This is a genomic window from Paenibacillus sp. Y660 (assembly GCF_057221575.1).
Window position 1 is genome coordinate 214005 of sequence record NZ_JBXBBJ010000007.1, and the last position, 8312, is coordinate 222316.

Below are 8312 nucleotides of genomic sequence, written 5' to 3' on the forward strand. Positions count from 1 at the left end.
TTAGTATGCCTTACGAGGTTTAACGATGATGTCGGCAGAGCCTTCCTTCTCCTTCAGCTCTGCAAGGAGCTTATCGCCTTCGACATCCAGGTTCGGCAGCATGCGGTCCAACCATTTCGGCAGCCACCAAGCTTTATCCCCGAAGACCGCCATAACTGCTGGGACGAGCGCCATGCGGACGATGAAGGCGTCAATTAGGATGCCGATCGCCAGCGCAAAACCGATCTGTTTGATCATAATATCATGAGCGAAAATAAAGCCGGCGAAGACGGAAACCATAATCACGGCTGCAGCTACAACAACGCGGCTGGCTTGATTGTATCCGTGAACGACGCTCTCCTTTCCACGATGACCATGGACGTAAGCCTCGCGCATGGAGCTGACAAGGAAGACCTGATAATCCATCGCCAGCCCGTAAAGAATGCCGGTAACCATAATCGGCATAAAGCTGAGCAACGGACCGCCGGTGTCAAAGCCGAAGAGGGAGTGAAGCCATCCCCATTGGAACACGGCCGTAGTAATCCCGAACGTAGCGAGCACGCTGAGAAGAAAGCCGACCGTAGCTTTGAGCGGAACGATGATTGATCTAAATACGAGCAGTAAAATAATTAGCGAGAGGATGACAATAATGCCGACGTAGAGCGGGAATACCTCTGCCAGCTTCGACGACATATCGATGTTGATCGCGGTGAAACCAGTAACGCCAATTGTGACATCAGACGTCGTCGCCATGCCCGAATCATAGGCGCGAATTTCATGCACCAGGTTTTTGGTTTCGGTGTCCGTCGGCCCTGTTTTCGGGATGAGGCTAATAATCGCCATATCCCCGGTTTTGTTTACGCCCATAGGTGTCACGAGTGAAACGTTCTTATGCTGTCCGAGATCCTGAATAAGTTGATTTAGCGTTTCAGGTGTCATTTTGTCTGAAGCGCCTTTAGCTTTGGCGACCAGAAGCAGCGGACCATTGAAGCCCTCGCCGAAACCGTTTGAAATGGCGTCGTAGCTCTGTCTTGATGCGGTGTCCAAGTTCGCCGTGGCACCCGAAGGAATGCCCATTTCCATCTTTGCGACCGGGAGCGCCGCTGCGCCAAGTATAACAATAACGCCAACAATAATAAGCCAACGGCCCTTCGATACGCCAGTTACCCAGCGGTGTGCGAATCCTTGAGAATTTTTATTCGTTTGGAGACTGCTCTTCGTGCGCGCTTTTGCCGAGCAGATGCGTTCACCTAGCAGACCGAGCAGAGCCGGCAGCAGGGTTAGGGCAACCAGAACGTTGACGAGGACGGCCAAAGCAGCAACAAGCGCCATCGCGGACAAAAAGCCAATCCCAATTACAAGCATGCCGCACAAAGCAATGATAACGGTCAAGCCTGCGAAAAATACGGCGCTCCCGGCGGTGCCGACCGCTCTGCTCGCGGCTTCCTTAGCGGTTAGTCCCTGATCGAGAATCATACGGCGCTGACGGTTCACGATGAACAGGGAGTAGTCGATACCGACGGCCAGCCCGACCATAAGCGCCAGAACAGGCGTGAGATCGGTCATATGGAACACTTTCGAGAAGGCAAAAGCCCCTCCTACGCTTATGCCAACTCCCATTAGAGCGGTCAGAAGCGGCAAGCCTGCAGCAACTACCGAACCGAGCGTCATGAAAAGAACTACGGCTGCGACGGCAATACCGATTGCTTCAGTCGAACCAATTGAAGGCTTGGTCGATAGCGAGTCGCTAGGTAATGCGGTAATACCCGTCTGCTCCACGGCCATGACAGCATCGATTACAGAATCGGGGACCGATTCGGGCAGCGACATTTGCTGAACGGTGAATTGGAATTGGAACAGGGCGACGCTGCCGTCAGATGCAAGCATTACGCCAGGTACGGGAACACCGTTCACCATCAGAGGACCGTATGGGGGTATTTCGCCTGTGGATGCTTGGGGTGATCCGTTCCCTTGTTCAGATGCACTACCTTGTGCAGCTTCATTCCCTTGAGTGTTGCCAGACATCGAAGCGCCGGCTTTCGCAGCCAATTCGGCGGGGTTAATGACATAGTCAAGACTGTATACATCATTAACGGCATCGCTTATGGAGCTCAAACGCTCAGGTGTATCCAGACGTTCGCCCTTTGGTACCGTAAATACGATGCTGGCTTGTCCGCCCGAAGCCTCCGGCAGTTCTTCAGACAACTGGTCTAACACCTTCTGCGATTCCGTGCCCTCAATTTTCATATCGGAAGTGACATGTATTCCATTGACCCCAAGTATGGCGAGCACGACTCCGAGAATCGCGATCCAACTGATAATGAAATACCATGGTCTGGTATAGGCCGATTTGCCCAATTTGTACAGAAATGTTGACATACGTTAATGTTTCTCCTTTGCAAATAGAAATAACGTGAGGCAAGGAACTAGAATCCGTTTCGCAAGTAACCGAACATGGTGTCTAAATAATGATCGAACGTTATGGCATCTGGGCTTTCGTTTGCTGATTGACCTGGAAGCAGTACGTTCAAGCTGCCGTCCAATACTGGCAGCACGGCTCCATAAACAGCGCCGGTGAGAAGGTGAGTATACCCCTCGGGATAAAGTCCATGGGATAACTCGCTCAATGTCTCCTGGGCGGATATTTGCAAACGATGCATTCCGCTAAGGAGGTGTGGCTCAAGTGACGGAAACTGCTTCGAGAGCGATACAAGCTGTCGCAATTTATAGATATGTTCTGCTGTCAGCTGCATCTTCATCAATTGATACAGGATGTCGGTCGGAGAAATGTCCTCGTTTATGCTTGCGATCCAATTCTCAACTTCATCGGCGCCTTTAAAAATAATAGCTGCAGCCGCAACCGCTTCTTCCTTGCAGGAGTAGTGGTTCGCGAACGTTCTTCTTGAGTAACCGGCGCGCTGCACGACATCTTCGACGACGAAGCCGTCCATTCCCCTTTCCAGAGCAAGAGCGAACGCTGCATCGGCAAGCGCATTCGCGGTTGCTTCCCTTTTGATATGGCGCAGGCTTTGTTTGTTCATCATATAACGCCTAAACGTTCACCTCATTTCAGATAGACTGGAAGCTTTCTTCTAAAATAAATCCATATTAATATTATTGCCCAATGGGCAAAGATGCACAATAGGCAAGTTGTTGCGGAATTGTGGCGTTGATCAAGTTGCAATCGAAGTGTGTATACGCACGAGAACACTTAAGTGTCTATACGTCTTTCTCCGTTGTGGATATACTGCATGTAAATTATGCATTCGAAAAGGGGAAGGACATGAAATCTAACAAAGGTACTGCAAGGGTAGTAGGCGTATTATTTCTATTAGCAACAGCTGCGTTCATGGTTGGAAGCATGCTTATAGGCACTGTTTTAAACCAACCGACATTCCTCTCTGAACTCTATCCAGACAGATTAAAAGTGATTATTGGATTGTTTCTAGAGTTAATCAACTCCGCTGCAGTGGTTGGCATAGCCATACTAATGTTTCCAATTTTGAAGCAGCATAACGAATCTATTGCTCTTGGATACTTTGGCTCGAGGATCATAGAGTCCACGCTGCTCATCGTTAGTCTCATCTGCCCGCTAATACTCCTTGCATGTAGTGAACAATATATCGCTGAAGGCGCCGTAGGTGACTCTTATTTTCTTACTATAGGAAATTTAGCTGTGAGAGGACAAGAAATGGCTTTTGAGCTGGCGATGCTAGTGCTTAGCTTGGGAAGTGTGATGTTCTGTTATTTGATGTATCGAACGAAGCTGGTTCCGCGAGCATTGTCTTTTTTGGGCATTATCGGTTATATAGCGTTGTTCGCAAGCAGTTGTATATCGATTATTGGGTTGGACTTCGGATTCATTCTGTTTATTCCAGGGGCGATATTTGAAATTGTTTTTCCAATATGGCTGATCACCAAAGGATTTAAGATGAAGTGAGGTCAGTGTTCCGATCCCCCGAAGCTAGCTGCCAAAACCCTGGATAATCAAGGGTTTTTTTTTATTAATGTCATTTGCAGAAATGTGAGAAGTTTAGCTAGTTGCATGTCGCTTTTTTACTATTGAAAGCCCTTTCTAAAGTTGTGCTATAATGAACTGCACTTTAGAAATCATTTCAACAGAGGAGATGCAAACATGTTTAATGTTCTTATTGTTGACGATGAACAGATCGAACGGGAAGGCATAAAAAATTTAATCGCACAATACAAATTTCCTTTCAAAGTACTGGAAGCAGAGAACGGTCTAATGACCGAAGGCATTCTAAATAGGAAATCGATAGATATTCTCATTACGGATGTAAAAATGCCTATGATGAATGGTTTGGAATTAAGCAAGATTGCGAGGAAGACGCAGGAGCTTCTTTCGAGTAGCGAACATCCCGCCAATAAATGGCGAGGATAACCGATACATTGGTGAGGATTATGTGGAAAGGTTTACCGATAGAGTATGAGTATACGGAGGATGATTATGAATATAACGAAGGTGGAAGTGAGTGGGGGAAATATTGCTGTGGTGAGCGGCAGCGAGATATTGATTGAGGATGTGCAGTCAGCCTTGGATCTTATGGCAACCGTACATTATGAAGCAGGCTGTGATCGTATTGTGATAAACAAATCCCTGCTAAGCGAAAGCTTTTTTGATTTGAAAACACGGCTTGCAGGCGAAATCCTTCAGAAGTTCATTAATTACCGTGTGAAGGTTGCTTTTGTTGGGGATTTTTCTGCATATCCAAGCCAAAGCTTTCAAGATTTCATCTATGAATGTAATAGCGGGAACGATTTCTTTTTTTTGCCGTCCGAACAACAAGCCATTAAAAAGCTAAGCATGTTGAAGTAGAAGCTGGAACGGGAGGGAGATAGGTGTCAAATGTACAGCATAGTCATGCTGAGTATCCAATGGTGAAAATGGCTGCAGGACAAATTGAATTAAGGGACGATCGAATAAAGACTGCATGGACGGTAGAGTTGAACTCTTTTTTGCTTGCTCCGGTTCCTGTCACGAAAGAATTATACGACTCGATATTGCAAAAGACAGTTGGACCTCATGACGAATCTCAGACCCCGGTTGTGGATGTCTCATGGATTGATGCGATCACATTTTGTAATTTGCTATCTCAGCAGTCGGGACTTAAGGAATGCTACTCGATAGAGAAGGATGGCGAGAATGTCATCTGTAATTGGGGAGCGGATGGCTATCGTCTTCCTACAGAAGCGGAGTGGCAGTACGCATGTAAAGCTGGAACGGCTGGCTATCGGTATGGCGAGCTTGATGAAATAGCTTGGTATAATGAAAACGCAGAGGGCTTAATCCATGAGGTTGGAAAAAAGCTGCCGAATGCATGGGGGCTTTATGATATGTTGGGAAATGTTTGGGAATGGTGCTGGGATCTATACGATGTTAACGTATACGGCTCCTATAGAGTTTTTCGCGGTGGAAGCTGGGCGGAAGAGGCTAGGGGCTGCGGAGCGACGTGCCGTCGCCGCAGTCACCCAACGTTTCGAATTGATGATCTCGGCTTTCGTCTTGCTAGGTCATTGTAGGGTACTGAGAAATCGAAAACGATTTGCTACAGTATGGTGATTGCTACTCTGACAGACACATGCCTATAATAGATGTAAACTATTCTAGTAATCCACAATAGATTTGCAGAAAGCTTGCGGTGCGATAAGCACGTAAAATAGCCTGCTTAACTAAATGGTGGTATGTTAAGAGACAGGGGGACTATGAAAATGAACAATGAGACAACAAATGAGGAAACAAACAGCAGAGAAGCCGCTATGTCTGAGGAGCAATGGGCTGAGCTTATAAAAGCTGTTCACCATAACGGTCTCGTAGCTTTAAAAATGCATTTTAACGATGTTGAAGGACAAGTGTTGAATTTCGAAGGGTACGGCCCTGTTTTTGTATTTCATGTGAAGGATGAAATGGATAGTGTATATTCCTGCGGTTTTTTTCTGCGCGAGTTGATCGCCAGATTCCAATCGGGCAATGATCCTGCACTGTGGATGTCTTCTTTCTTCGTTGATCTTATGGAGATTCAGGGTGGGAAAGCTCTCCCAAAACCGGCTTCAAGCGAAGACGAGGCTAAAGCGATTATAGACAAAATACTCGTACCGCAATGTATAAAAGCAGTAAATGAAGAGTTTGCTCCGGAGCAGGTCCATGCGGGTCTAGCTTGGAATGAACAACACGGTCCGGTCTTTGAAGCCGGATTTCCAACGATTACTGATGGGAATAACGTATGCGCGATTCCTTTGCATTTATTGTTAACTTATTTGCAGTTGAACCGGGATCCTGGGGAGCTGCTGATTCAAGGCTTGTACGACATTCGAAATGAACATGGTATGGAATAAATTGCACGCCACCTTAAAAAGCGACATAAAACAGCCACGTCCATAGGACGTGGCTGTTTTGTTTAAACGACAGGAAAGCATTCCTAGATTAATTCCCAGAGCAGCTTGTTCGCACCACTACGGATTCAAAGCTTGCTCTCTTTGCTTGTTGAGAGCTACGAAAGCAGCAAACAGCAGCAGGATGATTCCTGTGAATATAAATCCTTCGTTTATGTTGAAGGGCAGCCAGCCTAACACGGAAGATCCGGCAACAACACCTAGTGAGAAGAAGGCGTAGAAGTAGCCATAAGCTTTACCGCGCAGCTCTGCTGGAGTAGCTTTTATGAGCATCGTATTAATGGAAGGGAACAAGAAGGCAAATCCCACCCCATATAGTCCTAAAACGAAGTAAAGCGCTAATGTCGTCGTTGATTGGCTAATCAGCAACTGGCTTGATCCCATTAAACCAATTCCAATCGCCATCGTTCTTGTTGAGTCGACACGATCGAATATCCGATTAGTAGGCAGTACAAATATGAGAACGGCAATGATCCCGAAGGTGCTCATTAAGGTGCCGCTTAATCTCGAATCATATCCAAGCGTTTGAACGTGCAAGGGTAACAAATAAGCGATGACGCCTTGTGAGAACATTAAGAAAAAAGCGCCGCCGTAAGCTTTTAACACACCCGCATTGAAGATCGACCTTGATGATTGAACGACAGCAGCGTCCTTCTCTTTCTTCGATATTTTGTACTTGCTTAGAAAAATGGCAGACAGGATGGCTAGTAAAAACCCCATTATAGCTACGCATGTAAAAACGAATGGCACGGAGGTTTTGCTAGCCATGATACCGCTGAAAGCTGGGCCGATAATAGCGGCTAGTCCCACAAATGTGCCGGTGAAGGCGACTTTTTTTCCTTGCTGATCATTTATCGTCGTATTCGCAGAGAAGGTAAAAGCAGCTGGGACAATTAAACCTGCGACAAATCCATGAATGATTCGAACGATTATCAAAAATAAGGGCTGCTCGACGAAATGATAAAGCAGCAGAGCACTGCTTGATAGCAGCAATCCGACCATAAGTATTTTGAAAGGCCCGACCTTATCAGTCATAATGCCAGATATAATATTGCCAATCGTATTGGATAGCGAATACAGCCCAATGACAAAGCCTACGATAAACGAGCTGGCGCCAACGGACGTCGCAAAAGTACTCATGACCGGCAGCTGTGAGAATAAATCAAAAAAAGAAAAGAACACGATGCTGTACACGAGCAGGGCATAGTTGAATGGCTTAACACGATAGTTGGTTTGTGCCTTCTTCAGCTTCCAATCCAGCAAAAAGTTGCCAAACGGTATAAAAGCCGCGGTTAGTGCTGCTGCCGACCAGAGAAGATTCCACTGTACTCGAATGGCAGCATAAAGGATTGCTAGTGCATATAAACTGAAAATCCCGCCGTGTATGCTTCCTACAATCGTTACTGCCTTTTCTATCCCCCAAATATATTTCAAGGGCATGGCTATGCCAAGCAGTACTAATAATGAAATACCATCAAAAAGACCTGTAATACGCAATAAGTAGATTGGATGTTTCCGCAATTGATATGCTCCTAATTCATTATGTGATTTAAACTAACTGATTACCCTTGATTACTCTTGATTACTCTATTCTAACACTTTATGAGGCGAGTAAAATAGGATGAATTGGAATGGGAAGCATAGGTCTTCGAAACGGGTTATTTTGCTCTGCTTTTTGTGTCTAAATAAGTGAATTTAGCGGACAGGAGATCCGTCCCTCTGGTATTATGGGTTTTTCTCACGTATGCTCACTCATTCGCAGGATTTCAAATCACTTAGAGTTGGTGATGAAGTTGGAGCTACAGGGGAACTCGCCCCAAAGGGGTGTAAGGGCATGCGCAAACAAAGGAATCCTCAATATTCCCTTAATTATCCATATTCTGCACGCATTCTCCACTACACTCTTGGGGGTTCACCATCCC

The 8312-nt window shown here is 46.2% G+C and carries 7 protein-coding genes and 2 pseudogenes; 6 read left to right on the forward strand and 3 right to left on the reverse strand.

Annotated elements, in window-relative coordinates; all coding sequences use genetic code 11:
* Both AC2TDN_RS11510 and AC2TDN_RS11515 read right to left on the reverse strand, forming a co-directional pair.
* Entirely contained in the window at nucleotides 1-2358 is a 2358-nt protein-coding gene (locus tag AC2TDN_RS11510) for an MMPL family transporter (RefSeq protein WP_484688081.1), read from the reverse strand.
* Between the two features lie 47 nt (nucleotides 2359-2405).
* Nucleotides 2406-3020: a TetR/AcrR family transcriptional regulator gene (locus AC2TDN_RS11515; RefSeq protein ID WP_484688082.1), complete on the reverse strand. Its 615-nt coding sequence runs from the start codon at nucleotides 3018-3020 to the stop codon at nucleotides 2406-2408.
* Nucleotides 3021-3262: 242 nt separating this feature from the next.
* On the opposite strand from AC2TDN_RS11515, the gene AC2TDN_RS11520 reads away from it, so the two are divergent.
* From AC2TDN_RS11520 to AC2TDN_RS11545, 6 genes and pseudogenes are all read left to right on the forward strand, one after another.
* On the forward strand, nucleotides 3263-3919 hold the full coding sequence (locus AC2TDN_RS11520; RefSeq protein WP_482069539.1) for a DUF4386 domain-containing protein: 657 nt from the start codon (nucleotides 3263-3265) through the stop codon (nucleotides 3917-3919).
* A 195-nt stretch (nucleotides 3920-4114) separates the two neighbouring features.
* Nucleotides 4115-4318 (forward strand): annotated as a pseudogene (locus AC2TDN_RS11525) (response regulator); the annotation flags it as partial.
* Nucleotides 4319-4334: 16 nt separating this feature from the next.
* Nucleotides 4335-4430: pseudogene (locus AC2TDN_RS11530) on the forward strand (TetR/AcrR family transcriptional regulator); the annotation flags it as partial.
* Between the two features lie 17 nt (nucleotides 4431-4447).
* Nucleotides 4448-4816: a DUF4180 domain-containing protein gene (locus tag AC2TDN_RS11535; RefSeq protein WP_484688083.1), complete on the forward strand. Its 369-nt coding sequence runs from the start codon at nucleotides 4448-4450 to the stop codon at nucleotides 4814-4816.
* A gap of 23 nt (nucleotides 4817-4839) precedes the next feature.
* The gene (locus AC2TDN_RS11540) at nucleotides 4840-5520 is read left to right on the forward strand and encodes a formylglycine-generating enzyme family protein (protein ID WP_484688084.1); all 681 of its coding nucleotides are present in this window, start codon (nucleotides 4840-4842) and stop codon (nucleotides 5518-5520) included.
* 189 nt (nucleotides 5521-5709) lie between these two features.
* On the forward strand, nucleotides 5710-6333 hold the full coding sequence (locus tag AC2TDN_RS11545) for a hypothetical protein (RefSeq protein ID WP_482069541.1): 624 nt from the start codon (nucleotides 5710-5712) through the stop codon (nucleotides 6331-6333).
* Nucleotides 6334-6450: 117 nt separating this feature from the next.
* On the opposite strand, the gene AC2TDN_RS11550 is transcribed toward AC2TDN_RS11545, so the two are convergent.
* The gene (locus AC2TDN_RS11550; RefSeq protein ID WP_484688085.1) at nucleotides 6451-7911 is read right to left on the reverse strand and encodes an MFS transporter; all 1461 of its coding nucleotides are present in this window, start codon (nucleotides 7909-7911) and stop codon (nucleotides 6451-6453) included.
* Between the last annotated feature and the right edge of the window lie 401 nt (nucleotides 7912-8312).

Coding starts and splice junctions, on each gene's coding strand:
- AC2TDN_RS11510 (WP_484688081.1), bottom strand. CDS start 2,358: ATGTCAACATTTCTGTACAAATTGGGCAAATCGGCCTATACCAGACCA.
- AC2TDN_RS11515 (WP_484688082.1), bottom strand. CDS start 3,020: ATGAACAAACAAAGCCTGCGCCATATCAAAAGGGAAGCAACCGCGAAT.
- AC2TDN_RS11520 (WP_482069539.1), top strand. CDS start 3,263: ATGAAATCTAACAAAGGTACTGCAAGGGTAGTAGGCGTATTATTTCTA.
- AC2TDN_RS11535 (WP_484688083.1), top strand. CDS start 4,448: ATGAATATAACGAAGGTGGAAGTGAGTGGGGGAAATATTGCTGTGGTG.
- AC2TDN_RS11545 (WP_482069541.1), top strand. CDS start 5,710: ATGAACAATGAGACAACAAATGAGGAAACAAACAGCAGAGAAGCCGCT.